This window comes from Sphingobium sp. MI1205 (assembly GCF_001563285.1).
Classification (GTDB): domain Bacteria; phylum Pseudomonadota; class Alphaproteobacteria; order Sphingomonadales; family Sphingomonadaceae; genus Sphingobium.
This window is the reverse complement of the sequence record NZ_CP005188.1, coordinates 3,182,057-3,202,672: the sequence shown is the minus strand read 5'-3', so window position 1 is coordinate 3,202,672 and position 20,616 is coordinate 3,182,057. Positions and strand designations below refer to the sequence as shown.

The 20,616-nt window shown below is 63.0% G+C and carries 16 protein-coding genes; 10 read left to right on the top strand and 6 right to left on the bottom strand.

What is annotated here, in order from left to right:
• The first annotated feature begins 90 nt into the window (after positions 1–90).
• Both ubiA and K663_RS15820 read left to right on the top strand, forming a co-directional pair.
• Positions 91–993: a 4-hydroxybenzoate octaprenyltransferase gene (gene ubiA / locus K663_RS15825; protein ID WP_062119673.1), complete on the top strand. Its 903-nt coding sequence runs from the start codon at positions 91–93 to the stop codon at positions 991–993.
• On the top strand, positions 990–2,438 hold the full coding sequence (locus K663_RS15820) for a phospholipase D-like domain-containing protein (RefSeq protein WP_062119670.1): 1,449 nt from the start codon (positions 990–992) through the stop codon (positions 2,436–2,438). The genes ubiA and K663_RS15820 overlap by 4 nt, the downstream gene beginning before the upstream one ends.
• Before the next feature lie 36 nt (positions 2,439–2,474).
• Here the strand turns inward: K663_RS15820 and smc are convergent, their stop codons facing one another.
• The 4 genes from smc to K663_RS15800 form a co-directional block, all read right to left on the bottom strand.
• Positions 2,475–5,915, bottom strand: coding sequence for a chromosome segregation protein SMC (smc, locus tag K663_RS15815; protein ID WP_062119667.1), 3,441 nt, complete (start codon positions 5,913–5,915; stop codon positions 2,475–2,477).
• Between the two features lie 95 nt (positions 5,916–6,010).
• Positions 6,011–6,745, bottom strand: coding sequence for a thioredoxin domain-containing protein (locus tag K663_RS15810; protein ID WP_062119665.1), 735 nt, complete (start codon positions 6,743–6,745; stop codon positions 6,011–6,013).
• A 47-nt stretch (positions 6,746–6,792) separates the two neighbouring features.
• Positions 6,793–7,464 (bottom strand): thioredoxin domain-containing protein, encoded by a 672-nt coding sequence (locus tag K663_RS15805; protein WP_062119664.1) that lies wholly within the window; start codon positions 7,462–7,464, stop codon positions 6,793–6,795.
• 79 nt (positions 7,465–7,543) lie between these two features.
• Positions 7,544–8,086 (bottom strand): DUF721 domain-containing protein, encoded by a 543-nt coding sequence (locus tag K663_RS15800; protein ID WP_062119663.1) that lies wholly within the window; start codon positions 8,084–8,086, stop codon positions 7,544–7,546.
• 26 nt (positions 8,087–8,112) lie between these two features.
• Between K663_RS15800 and mutY the strand changes: the two genes are divergently transcribed.
• The 5 genes from mutY (at position 8,113) to K663_RS15775 (ending at position 13,331) form a co-directional block, all read left to right on the top strand.
• The gene (gene mutY, locus K663_RS15795) at positions 8,113–9,183 is read left to right on the top strand and encodes an A/G-specific adenine glycosylase (RefSeq protein ID WP_062119662.1); all 1,071 of its coding nucleotides are present in this window, start codon (positions 8,113–8,115) and stop codon (positions 9,181–9,183) included.
• Complete coding sequence (gene nudC / locus K663_RS15790; protein ID WP_062119661.1) at positions 9,170–10,090, top strand: NAD(+) diphosphatase; 921 nt, start codon at positions 9,170–9,172, stop codon at positions 10,088–10,090. Before mutY ends, nudC begins: the two co-directional genes overlap by 14 nt.
• Before the next feature lie 40 nt (positions 10,091–10,130).
• Positions 10,131–11,477 carry a TldD/PmbA family protein gene (locus K663_RS15785; protein WP_062119660.1) on the top strand — a complete coding sequence of 449 codons (1,347 nt, stop codon included), beginning with the start codon at positions 10,131–10,133 and terminating at the stop codon, positions 11,475–11,477.
• Complete coding sequence (locus K663_RS15780; protein ID WP_062119658.1) at positions 11,464–12,261, top strand: inositol monophosphatase family protein; 798 nt, start codon at positions 11,464–11,466, stop codon at positions 12,259–12,261. Before K663_RS15785 ends, K663_RS15780 begins: the two co-directional genes overlap by 14 nt.
• 113 nt (positions 12,262–12,374) lie before the next feature.
• Positions 12,375–13,331 (top strand): acyltransferase family protein, encoded by a 957-nt coding sequence (locus tag K663_RS15775; RefSeq protein ID WP_062119655.1) that lies wholly within the window; start codon positions 12,375–12,377, stop codon positions 13,329–13,331.
• A 52-nt stretch (positions 13,332–13,383) separates the two neighbouring features.
• Here the strand turns inward: K663_RS15775 and K663_RS15770 are convergent, their stop codons facing one another.
• Together K663_RS15770 and purD are read right to left on the bottom strand one after the other, a co-directional pair.
• Positions 13,384–13,899 (bottom strand): hypothetical protein, encoded by a 516-nt coding sequence (locus tag K663_RS15770; protein WP_062119652.1) that lies wholly within the window; start codon positions 13,897–13,899, stop codon positions 13,384–13,386.
• A 61-nt stretch (positions 13,900–13,960) separates the two neighbouring features.
• Complete coding sequence (purD, locus tag K663_RS15765) at positions 13,961–15,238, bottom strand: phosphoribosylamine--glycine ligase (protein WP_062121078.1); 1,278 nt, start codon at positions 15,236–15,238, stop codon at positions 13,961–13,963.
• A 7-nt stretch (positions 15,239–15,245) separates the two neighbouring features.
• Here purD and xseA point away from each other — a divergent pair, with 7 nt between their 5' ends.
• The 3 genes from xseA (at position 15,246) to K663_RS15750 (ending at position 20,550) form a co-directional block, all read left to right on the top strand.
• A complete protein-coding gene (gene xseA / locus K663_RS15760; RefSeq protein ID WP_062119650.1) occupies positions 15,246–16,751 on the top strand; it encodes an exodeoxyribonuclease VII large subunit in 1,506 nt (501 codons plus the stop codon).
• Between the two features lie 31 nt (positions 16,752–16,782).
• A complete protein-coding gene (locus K663_RS15755) occupies positions 16,783–16,992 on the top strand; it encodes a DUF2093 domain-containing protein (protein ID WP_062119647.1) in 210 nt (69 codons plus the stop codon).
• Positions 16,993–17,475: 483 nt separating this feature from the next.
• Positions 17,476–20,550 carry a TonB-dependent receptor domain-containing protein gene (locus K663_RS15750; protein WP_235589462.1) on the top strand — a complete coding sequence of 1,025 codons (3,075 nt, stop codon included), beginning with the start codon at positions 17,476–17,478 and terminating at the stop codon, positions 20,548–20,550.
• Positions 20,551–20,616 lie beyond the last annotated feature (66 nt).

Here is a 20,616-nt window from a genome sequence, read left to right as displayed (position 1 = left end):
TGCACTCCGTTTGGCTTGGCTTGTCGAAGCCCATTGTTTCTCTAAAGAGGAAGGAAAGCCCTTCGACAAGTCAGGGCGAACGGAGACAAGGTGAGCCAGACGATCGTCCCCGATACACAAGCTCGCGGTTTGCTGGCCAGTCTGCCGCCAAAGCCGCGCGCGCTGGCGCTGCTCGCCCGTTTTGACCGGCCCATCGGGTGGTGGCTGCTCTTCTGGCCCGGCGCCTGGGCGGTGGGGCTTGCTGGCGGGGCAGGGGAGCGTTGGCCGCTCATCCTCTGGCTGCTCCTTGGCAGCATCGCCATGCGCGGTGCGGGCTGCGTCTTCAATGACATTGTCGATCGCGACCTCGACCGGAAGGTGGCGCGCACGGCCGCCCGTCCGCTCGCCAGCGGCGCCATTTCCGTCAAGACTGCATGGGCCTGGCTCCTCCTGCTTTGCCTCGCGGGCCTCGTCGTGCTTTTACAGCTTCGCCTTTATGCCCAGATCGTGTCGCTCGGCAGCCTTGCGCTCGTTGCCGCCTATCCGTTCATGAAGCGGTTTACTGGTTGGCCGCAGGTCTGGCTCGGTCTGGTATTCTCCTGGGCGGCGCTTGTGGGCTGGAGCGAAGTAAGCGGCGCGCTCACTGCTCCGGGCCTGCTGCTCTACTGCGGCACTATCTTCTGGGTGGTTGGTTATGACACTATCTATGCGCTTCAAGATCGGGAGGATGATGCGTTGATCGGTATAGGATCAAGCGCCCTGTCGATGGGTCGGCATGTCCGCGGCGGGGTGATGCTATGTTATCTGGTCGCCCTGTCGTTCTGGGCAGTGGCTTTGTGGCAGGTCCGGCCTCAGTTGCTGGTTCTCGCCGCACTGCTGCCGATGGCGGTCCATCTTGTCTGGCAGGCTGCAACCCTCAAGGAGGATGGCCTCGACCCCCTGGTTAAATTCCGGTCCAACCGCTTTGCCGGGCTGCTGATGTTCCTCGGCTGTCTCGTGGTGGGGAGCGCATGAGCGCGCCGAACGAGGGACAGGACTGCTGGCGCATTGCCCGCGCGGCCAAGGCCAGCGTCATCATCGATGCCGATCCCTATTTCCGCCATGCCCGTGCGGCAATGCTGAAGGCGAAGCGGCGCATCATGTTGATCGGATGGGACTTTGACGCCGCCATCAGTCTAATTCGCGAGGATGAGGCGAAGGATGGCGCACCCGTTATCATCGGCGATTTCATCAGCTGGTTGGTCGAGCGTAATCCGGAGCTGGAGATTTTCCTGCTGCGCTGGGACGTCGGCGCCATGAAGTCGATGGTGCAGCCCACAAACCTCTTCACCACCGTCAAATGGATGGCGCACAAGCGCATTCATGTGAAGTTGGACAGTCATCATCCGCCTGCGGCATCGCATCATCAGAAAATCGTGGTGATCGACGATTGCTTCGCCTTCTGCGGCGGCATCGACATGACGGCCGACCGCTGGGACACGCGCCATCATCGAGACGGCGATCCCGGCCGCCATCATCCGGACGGCACGGCATACGGCCCCTGGCATGACGCGACCACCGCGTTGCAAGGGGATGTGGCGATGGCTCTGGGCCACCATGCTCGTGCCCGCTGGAAGGGGGCGGGCGGCGATGATCTGGGGCCGATTCTGGGCGAACATGACTGCTGGCCAGATGCGCTGGCCGTGCAGTTTGAACAGGTCGATGTCGCAATCTCGCGTTCCGCTCCGGAGATGGAGGACCAGGAACCACTGATCGAGATTGAAAAACTCTATCTGAGTCAGATCGCTTCCGCAAAGCACTGTATTTACGCGGAAAGCCAATATTTCGCGTCGCGCAGGATCGCGGAGGCCATTGCCGCGCGTCTGGGTGACCCGAATGGGCCGGACATCGTCATCATCAACCCTGAACAGGCCGATGGCTGGCTCGAACAACAGGCAATGGATACCGCTCGTGCCCGGCTGGTCGAGGCGCTGCGCGCGCGCGACACCTATGGCAAACTCCGACTTTACCACCCCTTTACGGTCCGTGGCGAACCCATCTATGTCCATGCCAAGATACTGATTGTCGATGACCGTGCCATCCGCGTCGGTTCTTCCAATATGAACAACCGGTCGATGCGGTTGGACACCGAATGCGATGTGACGATCGACACAAGCCTGCCCGCCAACAACGGTCATCAGAACCAGATTCGAACGATTCGAGACGATCTTATCGCCGAGCATCTCGACTTGCCTCGCGAGCGTGTCGCTGCGGTTATCGCCGAGCGGGGGCTAGTCGCTGGAATAGAGGAACTGCGCGACAAGCCAGGCCGCACCCTGCGTCCCTTTGTCACGCCCAACCTCAACGATGTGCAGGCATGGCTAGCCGAAAATGAAGTGCTTGACCCGGAAGGCCCGGCGGAAATGTTCGAGCCAACAACTACCAAGGGCCTTTTCCGGCGGATGAAGGCGCGTTCCTGAGGCGTGAGCCGCGAAACTGTTGCCGTTTCGGAGCCGCTATTCCGCCGCAAGCAGGGCCTCGGCCCCGCCTAGATTGACCGATACCAGCCGGCTCACGCCGCGTTCAACCATCGTGACGCCGAACAGCCGATGCATGCGCGCCATGGTCACGGCGTTATGGCTGACGATCAGGTATCGTGTATCGGTCTGCCCTACCATCACGTCCAGAAGGTCGCAGAAACGCTCGACATTGGCGTCGTCCAGCGGCGCGTCCACCTCGTCCAGAACGCAGATCGGCGCGGGGTTGGTCAGGAACAGCCCGAAGATCAGCGCCACGGCCGTCAACGCCTGCTCGCCGCCGGACAGCAGGGTTAGCGCGGCGAGCTTCTTCCCCGGCGGCTGGGCCATGATTTCCAGGCCCGCTTCCAGCGGATCGTCACTGTCGATCAACTCCAGATGCGCCTGCCCGCCATTGAACAGGGTCGTGAACAGCCGCCGGAAATGCCCGTCCACCGCCTCGAATGCGGCCAGCAGCCGCTGCCGCCCTTCGCGATTGAGGCTCCCGATCGACCCGCGCAGCCGGTTGATCGCCTGAGTCAGTTCCTCGCTTTCGGCGCGACTGGTGGCTTGCGTGGTCTCCAACTCCTCAAGCTCTTGCGCCGCGACCAGATTGACCGGCCCGATCCGCTCGCGCTCGGAAACCAACCGGTCGTGCTCCGCCTGCTCGCTCTGCGCGATCCGGATTTCCGCGCTCGCAAAGCCCAATTTTTCAGGCAGGACTGGTGGAGGGCATTCGAATCGCTCGCCCGACAGCCTGTTTGCCTCGACCCGCTTTTCGTCGGCCGCCTCGGCCCGCGCTGCGGCGGTGGCGCGCCGCTCGCGCGCCTGCGCCAAGGCCTCCCCGGCCTCGGCTGCCCGCTCCTCGGCGATCCGCAAAGCGCCTTCCGCCTCGCTCTCCGCCCGCCGCGCCGCCTCGGCCGCTTCAGCGAGGCCAGCGCCTTGTTCGGACAGCGCCGTGATTGCCGCAGCCAGGCCGTCGGGTTTCTCTGCCAATTGGGCCTGTTCCGCCGCGATGGCGTCCCCACGTTCCACCATGGCGGCGATTCGCTTCGCCGCTTCACCTGCTCGCGCCCGCCAGCCCTTCGCCTCCGTGTCTGCGGTAGCCATGCGCTCCCGGTCGCTTGCCAGCGCACGGTCTGCAAGCGCCTGGTCCGCCTGCAATTGGCTAACCGCCATCCGCGCCTTTTCGCTCGCCTGGCTTAGCGAGGCGACCAGTGCCCGCGTCTCGTGTCCATCCGGCAACACCGCACGCTCGGTCTGCGCTTTGTCATATTCGCTCGTCGCGCCATCCAGATTCGCCCGCGCTTCTGACAGCCGTTCCTCAATCGCCTCGCGCCGTCCTGAAAGCCGCTCCAGCGCCGTCGCAGCCTCATCTGCCGCCCGCAAGGCGGCCCGCAATCGCTGATCCGCACTGCCAAGCAGAGTCCTTGCGCGGACCAGGGCCTCCGTTGCCTCGCGCTCGCGCCGGGCAGCACTATCCTGCGCTGCAAGCGCCGTCGCGACGTCTTCGGCCGCCGCCGGTCGCGCCGCTGCAATTGCTTCCAGCCGGTTCAATCGGATCAGCCGCTCCGCCGCTGCCGCACCGCCTTCCGCCGCGACATAGCCGTCCCAGCGGCGCAGCTGGCCATCGCGGGTCACCAGTCGCTGCCCTACGGCCAGCGCCTGTCCCTCATCCTTTTCCACGATCGCAACCTGGCGCAATCGCCGCGCCAGTTCTGCAGGCGCCTGTACATGGTCCGCGAGGGCGGGGCAGCCCGCAGGCAAGGCCGGATCGTCCGCCAATGTCGCCGATCCGGTCCAGCGGCGCGTTCCCTGTGCGCCCACCGGCGCCTCCAGATCGTCACCCAAGGCCGCCGCCAACGCCCGTTCATAGCCCGGTTCCGCAGTCAGTTGGTCAAGCGCGCGTGTCCGCCCGGTTCCGCCTTCTACTGCGCGCTTGAGCGCCGCCGCCTCGCTGTCGAGCGCGGCTAATCCCGCGCGCGCGGAGGCCAGCGCCGTTTCGGCGGCTGCGCGCTCCTCGGACGCTATGCGCCGCGCCGCTTCCGCGGCAGCGATTGCCAACTCGGCGGCGTCCCGTTCTACGCTCGACTGGTCCTGTGCTGCCACTGCTTCGGCCCGTTTTGCCTCCAGTGGCGCGGCGTCGGGTAGTCCTTTCGCTTCGCCTTCCAGCTTGGCTACCTCGCGTTCCGCCCGTTCCAGTCGGGTCTGCGCGGCCACCAGCGCGGCCTCGGCAACGCGCAACTCTGCCTGTTCTCCCGCCTGCCGCGCCATCGCCTTGGCAAGGTCCAGCTCCGCGTCGCGCGCAGCATCTTCCGCGCGTGCGATGCGCCCGGCGAAGTCGGGCCGCATCATGTCGGTTTCAGCGATCCGTTTCTTGAGCGCCGCAATCTCATCGGTCAGCCGTGCAATCGCTTCAGCCGCGTCGTTGGCCAACGTGCCTTCGCGTGCGCGGTCTTCCTCCAGCCGTTCGGCCTGTTGCGCGAGATCATGCAGGCGGCGCACCACGCCATCACGCTCGGTCCGCAGCGCCGCGAGCCGGTGCCCTGCCTCATTCGCTGCGTCGCGAGCGACTTGCGCCGCCACACGTCGGGCGGCCAGTGCATCCACCGCCGCATTGGCATGGGCCGCCGCTGCCGACTGGGCTTCCTGTGCGGCACTCACCGCGCTCTCGGCGTCCGCCGCTTCCTTGCGCGCGGCATCCGCACTCGCCGCCGCCTCGCGCCAGCGGGCAAAGATCACGCGCCCCTCTGCTACCCGGATTTGCTCGGACAGCTTGATATATCGCTCGGCCGCTTTGGCCTGTCTCCGTAAGCTGTTCGCTCGCGCCTCCATGTCCGAGAGAATTTCATCCAGACGCACCAGATTGGCTTCGGCCGCGCGCAGCTTCTGCTCGGCATCCTTGCGCCGCACATGCAGGCCGGAAATGCCTGCCGCTTCTTCCAGCATGGCGCGCCGCTCCTGCGGCCGCGCGGCGATGACGGCCGCAATGCGTCCCTGGCTGACCAGCGCCGGGCTGTGCGGACCGGTGGCCGCGTCAGCGAAGATCAGGGCGACATCCTTGGCCCGTACGTCGCGGCCATTTGCCCTGTAGGCGCTACCTGCCCCGCGCTCGATCCGCCGCGTCACCTCCAACTCGCCGTCCGCGCCAACCTCGACCGCGTTGAACAGTTCGCCCTGTTCCTGGACTGTGAGCAGCGATACTTCAGCAAAGTCGCGCTGCGGTCGGGTTGATGTGCCTGCGAAGATCACATCCTCCATGCCGCCGCCGCGCATCGACTTGGCGCTGGATTCGCCCATCACCCAGCGGATAGCTTCAAGCAGGTTCGACTTGCCGCAGCCGTTGGGTCCGACAATGCCGGTCAGGCCTGGCTCGATCCGCAGTTCCGTCTGATCGACGAAACTTTTGAACCCTGACAGTTTGAGCCGCTTTATCTGCATGGGAACGGCACGTAAGGGGCGAGGCCGGGGCAGCATTGCGCCGCCCGTCCTTCAGCGGGATGCCTGATCCAGATTGTCCGCCCCCCTTGTTCCAATCAGATACCCGCTTCCTTCAACTTAGGTTGCAAGGCCGCCCAAGTAGCGACATCGTCGATCTTCACATCGTTGAGGATGAAGGTCGGCGTACCTTCGATCTTATACTGACTGCTGGCCGTTTCGACGCCCTTGGCCAGCTTCTCGGCAGCAGCCGTGTCGGCAAGGCATTGCTTCGCCTGATCCTCGGCGATGCCGCGTTGCTTGGCAAAATCGAGCAGGCCCACCGCTTCGGCGAGCAGGCCGAAACGCTGCGCCGGTGGTGCGCTCATCAACTGCTGATATTTGGCATCGCCCAGACCCTGCGCCTGTTCGAACATCGCGTTCTGGTTCGCGAAAAACTGATCACTGATCGGGTAGAAGACGTCTTTGCCGCCACAACGGGCCAGCAGTGCCGTTGAAATGTCGATAGGATCGCGCACGAAGTTGCGCAACTCGTAGCTCATCTTGCCGCTATCGACGATCTTGCGGATTTCCTCTGAAGCCTCGACCGCAAAATCGCGGCAATGGCTGCAAGTGTAGGACGCATATTCGACCAGCTTCAATTTCGCCTGGGGATTGCCCATCACGAATCCACCCTCAGGGGTCTGGGTGACTGTGGAGGACCAGCTTGTTCCCGCGGGCGCGGCAACAGCGGCGACCGGTTCGCCAGCGGTGGAATTGGTCGTGTCCTTTTGCCCGCAGGCGGAAAGGGTCAGCGACAGGGCGATCATGGCAAGTCCGGAAAAGGATTTCACTGCGGCAGGGCTCCGATTGTCGAGCTTCAGGATGATGGGGGTTTAGTTTACTGTGCGGCGGCGGGCAATGCATCGCGCAACGTCGCCCAGCTTGATCCGCCCGCTATCGAGCCATTGACCGTGAATGCTGGCGTGCCGCCAATCTTGACCTTGTTCCACGCCTCGTCCGTCATCGCCAATATCTGCTTCATCGCCCCCGGGTTCGCGATGCAGGCGTCCAGCTGCGTGGGTGTGAAGCCGCGCTTGCCCATCAGCGTGTAGAGGCCGGTATTGCGTCCGATATCGCGCAGTGCAGCGATCTGTTCGGACGGCTTGGTCGCGCCCCGATCATAGGCCTGCAATTGCGTCATCCAGGCTTCCTGATTGGCAAACAGCGCCTCATGATTGCCGAAGAAACGCGCGGTTCCACCACAGCGCGCCAGCAACGCAGCGGTCAGGTCATATTTGTCGCGTACCGCGTTGCGCACCTCGACGCTTACCTTGCCGCCCTTGACATAGTTGGCCTTCAGCGGGGCACTCGCCTCTCCCACGAAATGAGCGCAGTGGGAACAAGTGTAGCTGACATATTCGACCAGCTTGGTTGGAGCAGCCGGATTGCCCAGCACATGTCCGCCGATCGGCGAGAGTGCCACGCGGGTTATCCAGTTGGCGGCAGGCGCCGCAATCAGAACGCCAGGTAAGGCGACAAGGGCGAGGACGGCCAATCGAAATTTCGTCATGCGATAGTCCAATGAAGCACCGCCCCTGTGCGGCTGTTGAATTCGCGCCGGGCTCTATCCGAAAAGCGCCCGGCCAATTTTAACTGATCTTCGGCAAGCCACTGGAATTGGCAAGCCCCTGCGCCAGCGATTCAAGCACCGCACGCAGTTCCGGATCCCCGATATCCCGCAGCGAGTCACCCAGTTCGACCGGCATCGGCTTCAGGTTGCGCGGCGGAGGCCTGCGTTCGGGGGAGGAGCGATGCACCTGGCCCTGCTTCATCGTAACCTTGGCGACCGCAGCATAGCCGAAGAAGCGGTTCACCCGGTCGATAATATCGGGCAGCACATGTTGGACCATCGGGGCATGGCCGCTCATCACTGTCAGCTGCAATGTACCGCCAGCCTTCTTGCCGACAGGAAAGCGGATCGATTCGGGCGCCGATATGTCCGCATAATGCGGTCCGACGATCTCGGCCCAGCGGGTGACGATGCTGGACTGCACGAAGCCGAATTTGCGAAAAGCCGCTGCGCCGATCTGCGGCATCAGGTCAGCAATCTGCCTTGGACCGCCCACGCGCGGACGCTCCGCTGCCTCTCCATGGCGGCTTCTAAATTTGGGTGTCGCGGGGCGTTCCGTCATGCTCCGCTTAATGGCATAGGGCAGCCATGCGCGTCGAGTGGAACACCAAGAAAATAGCGGAAGATCTGCTGGCGCATTATGACGTCAACGCGCGTCGCCTGCCCTGGCGAGCGCTGCCGGGCGCGAATGCCACCGATCCGTACCGCGTGTGGCTGTCCGAAGTGATGCTTCAGCAGACCACGGTCGCGGCCGTGGTACCTTATTTCACGAAATTTACCCAGCGCTGGCCCAGCGTCGAAGCACTTGCCGCAGCCGATGATGCCGACGTCATGGCTGCCTGGGCGGGGCTTGGCTATTATGCCCGCGCCCGCAACCTCCTCGCCTGCGCCCGCGCCGTGGCCAGCGCGCATGGCGGGACGTTCCCCGATACTGAAGATGGCCTTCGCGCACTTCCAGGGGTGGGGGCTTATACCGCGGCTGCCGTCGCCGCCATCGCTTTTGGCCGTCGCGCTGTCGTCGTCGATGCCAATGTCGAGCGAGTGGTCGCCCGTCTCTTCGCCATCGACACACCGCTGCCAGCCGCCAGGCCTGCCATCCGCGCCGCTGCTGACGGTGTCACGCCTGACACCCGTGCCGGAGACTTCGCGCAGGCCATGATGGATCTTGGCGCGACCATCTGCACGCCACGGACCCCCGCCTGCGGCATCTGCCCGCTGCGCGCCGACTGTGCGGCTGTGTTGACGGCCGATCCCGCCGCCTTCCCGGTCAAGGCCGCGAAGAAAATCAGACCGCATCGTCTTGGCCATGGCTGGTGGATCGAGCGCCCGGACGGCCATGTCTGGTTGGTCCGTCGCCCGGCGAAGGGGCTGCTCGGCGGTATGCGCGCGCTTCCTTCGTCTGATTGGAGAGCTACTCCTGACGCCACCCCGCCGATCACCGCTCGGTGGCGTGCGCTTGCTGCCCCCGTGGCCCATATTTTCACCCATTTCTCGCTGGCGTTGACCGTCCATGTCGCCCATGTGACGGAAAACTGTCAGCCGCCGGGGGAAGGCGAGTGGTGGCCGCTCGCCCGGATCGGGGATGCGGGACTGCCCACCCTGTTCCGCCGTGCAGCGGATGCGGTAATGAAGGAGAGTGCACATCATGCCCGGCCTTGAAAACTCTGCCCATGAGCAGCTCGGCTTTGTTGGCGGACGGCTCGACCGAGCAGACCATATTCGCGTGAAACCGGAACTCGTGGCCCAGGCTTTCGCCTCATCGGACGCGTGCTGTCTGGTCCTCGACGGCCTTGATCCCGTCACCCTCAACGGCCATTTGCTGATGGAGCCGATTGGCCCGGAAACACAGGTCGGGGATCATATTCTGCTCGGCTTGGACGCAGGGAGGCGACCAATCTTTGCCCGCCTTGCCGCCGAGGTGGGCAGCAATTTTGTGCCCAGCGCACGCAGCCGCTCGATCGTCACCGAAGTGCCCGCCGACGAAGTCGCGCTTTACGGCGCCGCGCGCAGTCTGGTCCACTGGCACGGACGCCATCCTTATTGTTCGGTATGCGGCGCGGGCACTCGACCAGAAAAGGCAGGCTGGGCGCGCCGATGCGGCACCTGTGACGCCGAACATTTTCCTCGCGTCGATCCGGTGGTCATCATGCTCGCCGAACATCGCGGCCGCGTTCTGGTGGGCCGACAGCATAGCTGGCCGCAGGGCTTTTATTCCGCTCTTGCCGGGTTCATCGAGCCGGGGGAGACGATCGAAGAGGCCGTTGCCCGTGAGATCAAGGAAGAAGCGGGCGTGACCGTACATTCGGTTCGCTATGTGACGAGCCAGCCTTGGCCTTTCCCGTCTTCGCTGATGATCGCCTGTATTGCGCAGGCCGACGATGATGCGCTGGCGCTCGACGAAACGGAAATCGAGCATGCTTTCTGGTGCGACCTCGATGGTGTCCGCGCCGCGCTGGCGAAGGATCCCAACGCACCCTTCATCTCTCCCCAGCCAATGGCTGTCGCCTGGCATCTGCTCAAATATTGGGCCGGTGCGCAGGTTGCCCCCTCGGAACCAAGCGCGTAAGGCCCAAGGCCTGAACCCTTAGCAGAAACGACCCGCACCCATGCTCAGCCTAGATGAAGCCCAGTCCCGCGCCCAGGATCTGGTGGCGGCGGCGCGCAGGGCAGGGGCTGACGCTGCCGACGCCATCTATGCCTGCAACGCATCCACTACCGTGGCGGTCCGCCTGGGCGCTCTTGAGGATGTAGAGCGGTCGGAAGGCGAAGAGATCGGTCTGCGCATATTCATGGGCCAGCGTTCCGCCAGTATCGCCGCTTCGGATATGAACGCCGCGACGCTCGGCACGCTGGTCGAACGTTGCATCGCCATGGCCCGTGAGGCGCCAGAGGACCCTTATGCCGGCCTTGCCCCGGAGGACCGGTTGCTGCGTGATGCGCTCCCTGCGCTGGACCTCGCCGATCCCAACGATCCCGAACCCGCACTGCTGCGTGAACGTGCCCTGGAGGTCGAGGAAGCTGCCCGCGCTGTCTCCGGCGTCACGAACAGCGAAGGGGGAGGCGCATCCAATGGCCGCAGCCAGGTTGCGCTCGCCACAAGCCATGGCTTTGCGGGGGCCTATGCGGGCACCAGTCATTCAACCTGGGCCAGCGTACTCGCAGGCGCCGGCGCGAACATGCAGCGCGATCATGCCAGCCATAGCGTCCGTCATCTCGATGATCTGGAGAAGCCTGCTGTCATCGGTGCCCGCGCAGGTGAGCGGGCTGTCGCCCGTCTGAACCCGGCCAAGCTGGAAAGCGGTGTCCTGCCGATCGTCTTTGACCCGCGCATCGGGTCCAGCATCATGGGCCATCTGATCGGCGGGATGGTCGGTCCTGCGATCACGCGTCGGTCCAGCTTCCTGCTCGACTCGATTGGACAGGCACTGTTCGACAGCGCCATAACCATCATCGACGATCCACTGCGGCAACGTGGCATACGCTCGCGTCCCTTCGATGGCGAAGGGCTGCCCGTCGCCCGCTGCGCGCTAATTGACCAAGGTGTATTAACGGGATGGCTGCTCGATAGCGCCTCTGCTCGCCAGCTCGGCCTGGAACCCACCGGCCATGCCAGCAGGGGTGGCAGCGGCGCGCCGGGCGCGGGTGTCACAAACGTACATATGGAGCCGGGCAGCCTTTCGCCCGCGCAACTTATGGCCGACATAAAGCGTGGTCTTTACGTCACCGAACTGATCGGCATGGGCGTTAACGGCGTTACTGGCGATTATAGTCGTGGTGCCGCCGGTTTCCTGATCGAAGATGGGGCGATCACCCGTCCCGTCTCGGAAATCACCATCGCCAGCAATTTGAAGGATATGTTCCGTGCGCTTGTCCCTGCGGACGACCTTGTTTTCCGCTACGGTATGAATGTGCCCACCATCCGCATCGACGGGATGACCATTGCCGGAGGCTGAAATCGACCTGCGCGCACTGGTTGGCGCTGTATCGGATGCCGCTGACCGCGCGCTCACCCTCTGGGCGGGCGGCCAGACCCAGGTGCGCCAGTGGGAAAAAGTGCCCGGCCATCCTGTGTGTGAGGCAGACCTCGAAATCGACGAGATGTTGCGCCAGAGCCTCGGCCGCATCGACCCCGAGGCCGGATGGTTGTCGGAGGAGACTGCCGATACCGTCCATCGTCTGGACTTGCCGCGGGTTTGGGTGGTCGATCCGATCGACGGCACCCGCGACTATCTGCGAGGCCGTCCGGGTTGGGCTGTCTCGGTCGCGCTAGTGGAACATGGTGCGGTGCGCATCGGCATTCTCGCGGCTCCCGCGCGGAACGAACTCTGGCTCGCTCAGGCGGGGGAGGGCGCGACCCGCAACGGCCGTGTCTTGCAGGCGGGCATGCGCGCGATACTGCCCGGCGCACGTGTGCCCGCCGACCAACTGCCCCGCCAAGACCGCGATCTGTTCGCCGTGCACAAGCCCAACAGCATCGCGCTGCGCATGGCGATGGTCGCCGCTGACGAAGCCGACATTGTCGCTACTGTCCGCTGGGGCAATGAATGGGACGTAGCCGCCGCCGCCCTGATAGCGCAGGAGGCTGGCGCTATCGTCACCGACGCGCTCGGCGATGAATTGTCTTTCAACCGGCCGGAGCCTACCGCCCTGGGCCTGCTGTGCACGGCGCCCGGCATCCATGCCGCCGCGACCAAACGACTTGCGCCCCGCGTCCACGAATTGCTTGGGCGCGGTTAGCGCGTGGGCCAGGACGGAATCACGCTGGGCAGAGACCCGGCCGCGACTGATTAACCAGAAGAGAAGGCTTGCGAAGATATCATTCCGATGAGGCCAGTGCGGAAAGATATCAGGTGGCGAAAAATTCATCCATCGACCTGCTGAAGGGCGCGCTGATGCTGCTCGTCATGGCCGGTCACGCCATGGAACTGGCTGAAGCGCGCCATCTTGTTCTGTGGATCGGATCGGGTTTTCGGATGCCGTTGATGATGGGCATTTCCGGCTATCTGCTCAACATCACTCGGGTTCGGAGCGTCGGATCAGCCGACTTGCTGTCCCGTTATGGACGGCGCATGCTGGTCCCCTGGTCGGTCGCGATGCTCGTTTATGTCGTCGCGGGACATTGGCCCATGTCCTGGACTACGCCGCTCGACCTGCTGCTGCGGCCACCTTTCCATCTCTGGTATGTGCCCGTCCTCTTTTTCCTGATCCTGGCCACCCGATTGCTGCCCTTTTCGCCGCTGTTATTGCTAGCGATGGCAATGCCCTTCAGCTTGGCGGTCATGTACAATTTTGGCCTCGGCCATGGCCCGGTTTACGGCGGCCTTCTGGCGCCGGACAGCCGCTTCCTGCAATATCCCATCTATTTCTTCTTCGGCATGCTGCTTGCTGAACGGACGTCTTCCAAAGGCGCTCTATTGCGAGCGCTGTTCTCAGCCGTGCTTGGTCTCATTTGGTGGTCTGGCCTTTACGTCGATGGGAAAGAACTGGCGTATGTCCCGGCTCGTTTGCTCATGTGCCTGGGTCTGATCGGCCTGCTGCCGGTCCTGTCGGGGCTTCATCTTCATAACGCGCCCCTCGACGCAATCGGGCGTGATAGCCTCTTCTTCTATCTATGGCATCCGCTGGTGATGGGATCGGTGATGCTGACCGGCATTGGTCCACTGGCGACGCTGGCCCTATCAATCCTGTTGCTCGCAGTAGCGAGCCGACTTGCCACCCCGCGACCTGTCGCCGCCCTGCTGCTGGGGACCAATCCGGCAAGGTTGCGCCCGATATCGGCCAACACGGCACCCGCGATAGCTGCCTAAAAGGTTAGCGCCCAGCCGGCCCAGTCATCGAGCCACTAGGGTCCAACCTGCCTCACAGTTTCCCATATTTGGCTTCGTATCCAGCCAAGTCGCCAGCAGCCAGATATCTCGCCTGGTCGACCCATTGGTCGCGCACCGGGCGTCCCTTGAAATTGCCTAGCTTGGTGTCGATTGCGGCGATGTCGGCATCGCTCCAGCCTGCGATCTGCGCGTAGCGGGTGACGCCCAGTTCGATCAGCAGCAGGTTCAGCTTGGGTCCTACACCCTTGAGTTTCAGCAGATTGTCAGGCTCGTCAGACGCCGCGCTGGAGGAGGCGGGGGCCGCCTCAACGGCAGCGGGCATGATTCCGGGTTCAGACTCGGCCATTGGCGCCGCGATCGGCTCGGCCGGAACGTCATCCCGGATCGGTGGGGGAGGAGCTATATCCCGCCGCTCGACTTCCGCCGGGTGCTCGACCACCGGCGCGTCCACGGTCTTCTTGCGGCCCGTCAGCAGGAAGACGACGCCGATCAAAATCAGCAGCGCGACTAGCAGCCACAGGCCATAATCAATGAAAAACTGCTGCATTAACCGGTCCTCCCTGTTTATCCAGACATTTAAGGGAGATCCGCCGGTTGAGGCAAGAGTGTCAGCGTGCTTCGCGCTCTATCTCGCGCCAGCCAATATCCCTGCGGCAGAAACCGGTTGGGAAGTCGATCGCATCCACCGCCCGATAGGCTGCCGCCTGCGCCGCGCCGACGCTGTCTCCCGTTGCCGTGACGTTCAGAACGCGACCGCCGTTGGCGACCAGCTTGCCGTGCTTCTCGGCTGTGCCGGCATGAAAGACGCGCGCGCCGTCCGCTTCGGCCGTTTCAATGCCCGCGATCACGCCGCCCTTTTCCGGCGTGCCGGGATAGCCGCTCGCCGCCATCACGACCGTCAGCGCCGTGCGGTCGGCGAGTTTCACCGGCCCCTGTTCCGCCAGCGTTCCTTGAGCAACCGCGAGTAGTAGTTCGACCAGGTCGCCGTCAAAACGCATCATCAGCACTTGGCATTCCGGGTCGCCGAAGCGCGCATTATACTCGATCAGCTTGGGACCTTCTTCCGTCAGCATCAATCCGGCGTAGAGCACTCCCGAATAGGGCGTTCCCTCAGTCGCCAGCGTCTCGACCGTCGGACGGATGATCTTCTCGATGACTTCGGCTTCCAACTCGGGGGTCAGCACCCGTGCCGGGCTATAGGCTCCCATGCCGCCGGTATTAGGGCCGGTATCGCCATCGCCGACCCGCTTGTGATCCTGCGCCGAACCGAACGGCAGGATGGCGTTGCCGTCGGTGAGAGCGAAGAAGCTTGCTTCCTCCCCGCGCATGAACTCCTCAAGCACCACTTCTTCGCCCGCTGCGCCGAACGCGCCGGAAAACATCGTGTCCAGCGCGGCGAGCGCCTCATCCTGCGTCTCCGCGATGATGACGCCCTTACCTGCAGCCAGGCCATCCGCCTTGATCACTACCGGGAGTCCGAAATCGGGCAGCGCGGCGATGGCGCCATCCTTGCTGTGGACGCGTTCATAACCGGCGGTGGGGATGTTGGCCCGTTTGCACAGGTCCTTGGTGAAGCCTTTCGACCCTTCAAGCTGGGCGGCCTTCTTCCCCGGACCGAATACCGGATATCCCTTGACCCGAAGATTGTCGGCGAGGCCATCGACCAAGGGGGCTTCCGGTCCGATCACCACCAGCCCGATCGAATGGCGCAGGCAGAAGTCGACAACTGCGCGATGATCCGTGACATCCAGATCGACCAATGTCGCATGCTGGGCTATGCCGGGGTTGCCGGGCGCTGCATAAAGGGCATTGAGAGTTGGCGATTGCGCCAGCTTCCACGCCAGAGCATGTTCGCGACCGCCGCTGCCCAACAGAAGGATGTTCATTTCGCCCATGTCCCCGGAATATGAAGCTGGTTTCGATACGTCGGGCCGCCTGTTAGCGGAGGAACGGGCGGGGGACAACGCACCGCCGCTTTCGGTGAGCGAATTGTCGGCCATGTTGAAGCGGACGGTCGAGGACCGCTTTGGCCATGTCCGCCTGCGTGGCGAAATATCGGGTTTCAAGCGCGCCGCATCGGGTCATCTTTATCTCTGCCTCAAGGACGATAATGCCGTCATCGACGGCGTGATGTGGAAGGGTGGAGCAGCACGCCTGCCGTTCGCGCCGCAGGACGGGGTCGAGGTGATCGCCACCGGCAAGCTGACGACATATCCGGGGCGCTCCAAATATCAGATCGTCATCGATCGGATGGAGCTTGCGGGCGAAGGCGCGCTGATGGCGCTGCTGGAGAAGCTGAAGCAAAAGCTCGCCGCCGAGGGCCTCTTCGACAGGGATCGGAAACGTCGCCTGCCTTTCCTGCCCCGTACAATCGGCGTCGTCACATCCCCCACCGGCGCGGTCATTCGCGACATCCTGCATCGTCTTGAGGACCGCTGCCCGACAAATGTCCTTCTCTGGCCCGTGCTAGTGCAAGGGCAAGGCGCGGCCGAGCAGGTCGCGCGGGCGGTGCGCGGTTTTTCGGACATGAAGCCCGGCGGCCCGCTGCCTCGGCCCGACCTCGTCATCGTGGCGCGTGGCGGCGGCTCCATCGAGGATCTCTGGAGCTTCAACGAGGAAATCGTGGTCCGTGCCGTGGCGGAGTGTTCAATTCCCGTCATTTCTGCCGTGGGGCATGAGACCGACACAACGCTGTGCGATCATGCCGCCGACATGCGCGCACCGACGCCCACCGCCGCAGCTGAACTGGCCGTGCCGGTCCGGGCCGACCTCATGGCCATGCTGACCGAGCAGGGTTTGCGGATGAACCGCGCCGTGCGACGGGGCGCGGCGCAGGCGCGCGAGCGGCTGGACATGCAGGTCCGTCTGATGCCGACGCCCGACACCTTGCTTGCGCCACAGCGGCAACGGCTCGACCAGCTATCCGATAGCTTGGGCAATTGCCTGCGCCATCGCGTTGCCGACGCCCGTGCGCATCTGGGGCAGGCCAGTGGCGCGCTTCGCCCTGCTCTCCTACTGCAATATCTAAGCCGGGGTAAGGAACGCCTCGACCGCTTGCGCCTGCGCCCGGATTATCTGACCCGCGTTTTTCATGCTCAGGCTACGGCTTTCGATAGCCTTTCGCGCCTCTTTGTTTCGGTCAATCCAGACCTCCCGCTCCAGCGCGGATTTGCGCGGGTGATGGCGGGAGATCACCTCGTCAAAAGGGTTGCCGACGCGCGCGCAGCAGGAGCGGTCTCGCTTCATTTTGCCGACGGTACAATCGGGGCGGTGGTGGAGGGTGGTTCCCCCTCTCAACCTCTTGAGAAGCCGGAAAGCCAATCTATATCCGCTTCACCGCGTGCGCCCCGCAATTCGCGGCAACGCGGGGAAAGCCGGCAACAGGATCTGTTCTCCTGATGCGCTCGAAAATGGAAAAGGCCGCTGATTCATGCTGATGTCCAACCGTGACCGCCCGGCCCGGCTGCATTATATGGCCTATAGCTTCCGCGTCCTGCAGGCGGGCGACCATGTTATTTGTGCCGTCACCGGACAGAAGATCCCGCTCGACGATCTTCGTTACTGGAGCATTGCCCGGCAGGAGGCCTATGCCACCGCCGAAGCCTCTGTCCGGGCCGAGTTAAAGGCGCGGGGCCACTAATCGGACCAGTCGGTGTTGTGCCCGCACGTTTGCGATGCATTTCAGGCCTATTCGATTTGCAGCGCATCTGTGTTGGCGTGTTTGGCGACGGCCAGAGCGGCCAGAACATCACTAAGGCATCGGGCGCTCTGTCATCGCCTCCAGCCCTAAGCAACTGCGCTGATCCTGTCGCCCTGCGCAACTTTTTCACACAGTTTCCGCAAACATCAGAAGCAAAGTTCGGCGGACGCCACATCAACGTCACAAAGTTATCTAGCGGCGCTAAAAGTAACATTTAGAAATGATGTGGCAAATTTACGACAGTGCAACAGCAAACTGCACTCTCTTCCGCGACGCTGCTTTACACTCTTAAAACGACTGCGCAGACTGCGCCACAGCACGGATGAAGAGGGGTTTGCTGTCGGGCTCCTAATGCTCCTCTCCATGCGTGGACAACAAAGGGCGCAGGCTTGCTTGCGTCGCTCCAGAGCAAGGGACTGGACTGTGAAGAAAATCTCGAACAATGCGTGGCTGCGCGGAAGCGCGGCGCTGCAGGCGCTTGCAAGTGCAAGCGTCGGCTTCGCGGCCCTCGCCGCACCTGCCTTCGCGCAGGACGCTCCCGCAGGCACCGTGGCTGATGAGCCCGAGGCCACTATCATCGTCACGGGGTCTATTCTGCGGCAGGACGTGAACAACACGCCTTCGCCCGTATCGGTTCTGACCTCGGAATCACTTGAACAACGCGGTATTCAGACCACTCAGGAAGCGCTGCAGCGCATCTCGTCGAATAACGGCGCGGCGCTGACCAACAGCTTCTCGGCCAACGGCGCCTTCGCGGCCGGTGCATCGGCGGTGTCGCTGCGTGGCCTCACCACCAGTTCGACACTGGTCCTGTTTGACGGCCAGCGCGCCGCCTATTACCCGCTGGCGGATGACGCGACCCGCAATTTCGTCGATCTGAACACGATCCCTGACGACATCGTCGATCGCGTCGAAGTGCTGCGGGACGGCGCGTCTTCCACCTATGGCGCAGACGCCATCGCGGGCGTCATCAACGTCATCACCAAGAAGCAGTTCAAAGGCATCGGCGGCCGCGTCGAAGGCGGCATCACCGAGCGCGGCGACGGCGAAAACTACCGGATCAGCCTGACCGCAGGCACCGGGGACCTCGGCCGCGACGGTTACAATATCTACGCCAGCGGCTTCTGGTATCGCCAGAATGCGCTCTACAATCGCGACCGGCCTTACCCCTATAACTCGCAGGATCTGTCCGGCATCTGCCGTGATGGCGTCTGCGGGCCGCAGGTCGGCCCCAACGGGGGCTCGATTAACCCTTCAAGCACCGGCTATGTTGGCTGGGACGATGCCACCTCGTCGAGTGATCGCCGCTCCTTCGCAACGACGTTCTTCGTCGCTCCGACAGATTCGCTTAGTGCGCTTGATGATCCGCTTGGGCGCTATCAGATTCTCAATCCTGCCGCGGGCTGTATCGCTGGGGAAACCCCTTATACGCTCACCCCGGCTGAGTTGGCCCAGTCGGACGGGCAGAATACATTCGCGCCCACGACTGTTTGTCAAGGCGATCTGGTGCGCCAATATGGCGTCATCTCGCCCCGTATCGAGCGTTTCGGCGGCGCGTTGAAGGCAACCGTCGCCGTCACCGACGATATCGAAGCGTCGTTCACCGCCAACTATCTGCAGAGCAAGGTCAGCTATAGCGGTGAACCGGCAACGATCCGCGCCAACGGGCCGGCCGGTATCGCCTTCCCCCGTTTCAGCACTTATAATAGCGGTTTGCCGAACGCGCCCGGTTCTTTCGCGCTCGCGCTGCCGGTCTATGTCTGCCCGCTCGTCAATGGCCTGCCACAGCCCAACTGTGACGCCGGCAATGGCACGCTCAACCCGAACAATCCCTTCGCCGCGCAAGGCCTGCAGGCCCGCATCCTTGGTCGCATTCCCAACCTGACCGAGTTCAACGAAACGCTGAGCCGTACTTATCGCGGCGCTTTCTCGATCGCGGGGCCGATCACGGACAGCTGGAACTTTGCGGCTGATATCGTCGGCATGCGGACCGATCTCACCCGCACGCAGACCGGCTATGTCTATATCCAGCGGCTGCTGAACGTCGTTGCCGATGGTAGCTATAATTTCGTCAATCCGCTGTCGAATAGCCAGGCGACACTCGATTATCTGTCACCGGATAATATCACCAAGTCGAGTTCCGAACTTTATGCGGCGCAGCTGAGCTTCAACGGCACGCTGTTCGAACTGCCGGCTGGTCCTGTTCAGCTGGGCTTTGGCGGTCAGATCCGTTTGGAAGCGATCAATGCACCTAGCGCCAACGCGGACTATGCGGGGCCCACCGAGCGCTATTTCATCATCAACGCCTTTGGCACTCAGGGCGAACGCGTCGTTAGGTCCGGCTTTGTCGAATTGAGCGTCCCTGCTTTCGAAGGTTTCGAGGTGAACGCTTCGGGCCGCTACGATAATTATAATAGCGGGCAAGACGCCTTCTCGCCGAAGGTCGGTTTCCGTTACAAACCGATTGATGCCCTGACGCTTCGCGGCACCTGGTCGCGCGGCTTCCGTATCCCCAGCTTCGCGGAAGCGAACGCACTGCCCACGACGGGATTCGTGAATAACACGGCATCGACTTTCCCCGAGTCCTATCTTGCCCAATTTGGCTGTACGAGGGCGACCTTTACCAGCTGCCCGACCTATCTCAGCTCCAGCAGCTATGGTCAAACTCAGTTGGCCAGCCCTGATCTGGAACCGGAAAAATCGACCAGCTGGACGGCAGGCGTCATATTCGAGCCGATCCGAAACGTCCGGCTCAGCGTCGATTATTACAACATCAAGAAGAAGGGCGCGATTATCCCAGCGCCGTTCGGGCCGGCATTGGCGGCATATTATTCCGGTCAGGCCATCCCGGCAGGCTACAACATCATCCAGGATTCACCCGATCCGACAAACCCCACGGCTTTGCCGCGCGTCGCCTATGTACAGGCGCCCCTCATCAACGCCACGACGATCCGTTCCGAAGGCTTGGATTTCGGGGCGACGGGCCGGTTCAATTTTGGCGATGTCCGTTTCACCAGCTCGCTGGAAGCTACCTACATCATCAATCTCGACACGACCTTTGCCGACGGAAGCCGGGAAAGCTATGAAGGCACGCTTGGCAACTACAGCCTGACCGCCGGGTCGGGCACGCCCGAATGGCACGGCAGCTGGACCAATACGCTGGAGTGGGGCAAATTCACCGTGTCCGCCACGGCGGAATTCTTTGGCGGCTACAACCTGTCTGCTGAAGATATTGAAGGTCCAGGCGCGTCTGGAGGCTGTGGCCTTCTCTCCCCGCAGTTCGTCGATTGCGATGTTGATGACTATATCACCGTCGATCTTGCCACCAGCTACAAGCTCAATGACAATTTCACGCTCTACTTGAACGTGCTCAATGTCTTTGACGACCTACCGCCGATCGATCCTGTCACCTATGGGGCCAACAATTACAACCCCGTTCAGGGCGGCACCGGCATTTACGGCCGCGCCTACCGCGTGGGCGTAAAAGCCAACTTCTGATCGAAGTGATCGCAAATAATGATTAGGGGGGTGCCGGTTGGTGCCCCCCTAATCATCGTTATGGCG

Excerpts from the sequence above, each read along its gene's own strand:
- smc (WP_062119667.1), bottom strand. The coding sequence starts at position 5,915 with ATGCAGATAAAGCGGCTCAAACTGTCAGGGTTCAAAAGTTTCGTCGAT.
- mutY (WP_062119662.1), top strand. The coding sequence starts at position 8,113 with ATGCGCGTCGAGTGGAACACCAAGAAAATAGCGGAAGATCTGCTGGCG.
- K663_RS15785 (WP_062119660.1), top strand. The coding sequence starts at position 10,131 with ATGCTCAGCCTAGATGAAGCCCAGTCCCGCGCCCAGGATCTGGTGGCG.
- K663_RS15770 (WP_062119652.1), bottom strand. The coding sequence starts at position 13,899 with ATGCAGCAGTTTTTCATTGATTATGGCCTGTGGCTGCTAGTCGCGCTG.
- K663_RS15800 (WP_062119663.1), bottom strand. The coding sequence starts at position 8,086 with ATGACGGAACGCCCCGCGACACCCAAATTTAGAAGCCGCCATGGAGAG.
- nudC (WP_062119661.1), top strand. The coding sequence starts at position 9,170 with ATGCCCGGCCTTGAAAACTCTGCCCATGAGCAGCTCGGCTTTGTTGGC.
- K663_RS15805 (WP_062119664.1), bottom strand. The coding sequence starts at position 7,464 with ATGACGAAATTTCGATTGGCCGTCCTCGCCCTTGTCGCCTTACCTGGC.
- K663_RS15820 (WP_062119670.1), top strand. The coding sequence starts at position 990 with ATGAGCGCGCCGAACGAGGGACAGGACTGCTGGCGCATTGCCCGCGCG.
- K663_RS15755 (WP_062119647.1), top strand. The coding sequence starts at position 16,783 with ATGCTGATGTCCAACCGTGACCGCCCGGCCCGGCTGCATTATATGGCC.
- purD (WP_062121078.1), bottom strand. The coding sequence starts at position 15,238 with ATGAACATCCTTCTGTTGGGCAGCGGCGGTCGCGAACATGCTCTGGCG.
- xseA (WP_062119650.1), top strand. The coding sequence starts at position 15,246 with ATGTCCCCGGAATATGAAGCTGGTTTCGATACGTCGGGCCGCCTGTTA.